Origin of the sequence: Streptomyces mexicanus (genome assembly GCF_902506575.1) — a bacterium.
GTDB lineage: Bacteria > Actinomycetota > Actinomycetes > Streptomycetales > Streptomycetaceae > Streptomyces > Streptomyces mexicanus.
On sequence record NZ_LR732559.1, the window covers coordinates 1 to 1,986 of the forward strand.

General features: G+C 76.1%; 2 protein-coding genes. One reads left to right on the forward strand and one right to left on the reverse strand.

Going from position 1 to position 1,986, the window contains the following annotated elements:
* Positions 1-185: 185 nt before the first annotated feature.
* Positions 186-1,187, forward strand: coding sequence for a MaoC/PaaZ C-terminal domain-containing protein (locus GV126_RS32305; protein ID WP_159674498.1), 1,002 nt, complete (start codon positions 186-188; stop codon positions 1,185-1,187).
* Here GV126_RS32305 and GV126_RS35975 read toward each other — a convergent pair.
* Positions 1,148-1,303 carry a hypothetical protein gene (locus GV126_RS35975; RefSeq protein ID WP_185947816.1) on the reverse strand — a complete coding sequence of 52 codons (156 nt, stop codon included), beginning with the start codon at positions 1,301-1,303 and terminating at the stop codon, positions 1,148-1,150. The two genes, GV126_RS32305 and GV126_RS35975, sit on opposite strands and share 40 nt — an antisense overlap.
* Between the last annotated feature and the right edge of the window lie 683 nt (positions 1,304-1,986).

A 1,986-nucleotide genomic window follows, 5' to 3' on the forward strand; every position in this document is an offset into this window, starting at 1 on the left:
TCATCTGCGTCCCCCCGTCCTCGGCGTCCTCCGCCTCGTGCCTCCCATGCCCACGACGCTACGGAGCGGCGCCCCGCCCCCGGCAGATGCGGTTGTACGGACTCGGGCAGGACAAATGTCACGGGGGTGGCCGTGAAGGGGTGAGCGATCTTCACAGCCCGGGCCCGGCGGAGTTAGACAGAGCCATGCCCATCGATGCAGCCAAGGCCCTGGCGGCCCCGCCCCGCACCGCGGAGATCTCCTGGACCCCCAAGGACGTGCAGCTCTACCACCTCGGCATCGGCGCGGGCGTCCCCGCCACCGACCCCGGCGAACTGCGCTACACCCTGGAGAGCCGGCTGCACGTGCTGCCGAGCTTCGCCACCGTCGCCGGCGACCGCCCGCCCGGCGTGATCGGCGCCCTGTCGATGCCCGGCGTCGACGTGGACCTCGCCCGCGTCCTGCACGGCGGCCAGGCGCTGACCGTGCACCGGCCCCTGCCCGTGCGGGGCACCGCGACCGCCACCGCCCGGATCACCGCCGTGTACGACAAGGGCACCGCGGCCGTCCTGGTCCTGCGCACCGAGGCCGCCGACGCCGACGGCCCGCTGTGGACCGAGGAGGCGCGCATCTTCGTCCGCGGCGAGGGCGGCTGGGGCGGCGACCGCGGACCCTCCGCCCGCACGGCGGCACCCTCGGGCGCCGCGTCGGCGGGGACACCGGCCGGCGAGCCCGACGTGACGGTCGACCGGCCGGTCCGCGAGGACCAGGCCCTGCTGTACCGGCTCAGCGGCGACGACAACCCGCTGCACGCCGACCCGGACTTCGCCCGGCGGGCCGGCTTCGAGAGGCCCGTGCTGCACGGGTTGTGCACCTACGGCCTGACGCTCAAGACGGTCGTCGACCGCCTGCTCGCCGGCGAGGTGACCCGCGTACGGTCCTACGCGGCCCGGTTCGCCGGGGGGGCGTACCCCGGGGAGACCCTGCGGATCCGGCTGTGGGGGCACCCGTCACGGCAGGGCGGCGGCACGGTCCGGGCCACGGTGACGGCGGTGGAACGAGGGGAGGCGCCGGTGCTCGCGGACACGGTCGTGGAGTGCGGGGGACGCACACGGAGAACGGCCCCGCCCCTCGGGAAGGGCGGGGCCGTTCGTCGTCCGGTGTGCCGTCAGGCCGCCGTCTCGGTGTCCTGGGCCGGCTTGCGGTGACGGCCGTTGGGGGCCGTCTCGCCGTCCCGGGAGGAGACCGGGCCGCGGTGCTTGCCGTGGCCAGGGGCGTCCTGGGCCTCGGACAGCGGCAGCTGGCTCGTGCTGGCGTCGCTCATCGGAAGAATTCACCCCGTCAACATCATCTTTCGTACAGCCGGGCGAGTCTAACCAGCACACCTCGGGCGAAATCCAGGCGGCCGCGCCAACCGGCACGACTTCGTTATCCGCTCGCCATACGGCCCGTCACCCGCCCCGTCATACGACCGCTGAGCGCCGCCTGCTGCAGGGGGACGGGCCGCGGCGCGGCGGGCGCCCCGGGGCCCGCTTCCGTGTCCGCTTCCGGGGCGCGGTCCGCTTCCGGGGCGCGGTCCCCCTCCTCGGGGACGGCCGGAGCCGAGCCGGACTCCGGGACGGGACGGGCAGGACGCTCCGACTCCGGCACCCGCTCGAAAAGCGCCGCGGACCCCGGCACCCGTTCGAAGACGGGCGTGGCCCCCGGCGCGCGCTCGACGACGGGCGCGCCGCCCGGAACCCGTTCGAAGACGGGCGCATCGCCCGGTGCGCGCTCGACGACGGACGCGCTCTGCGGCACCCGCTCGAAGACCACTCCGGTCTGCGGGCCGGCCGGTCTGCGAGCGGTGTCGGTCCCTGCCCGGCCCGGGTCGTCGCCCTGCGCCCGGCTCCCGTACGGACGCCGGGGCCTGGACGGCGGCTGGGTCCCGTACGGCGGCTGAGTCCCGGACGCAGGCCCGGCCGCGGACCCGCGCCCACCCTCGGACACCACCCCGCCTCCCGGCAC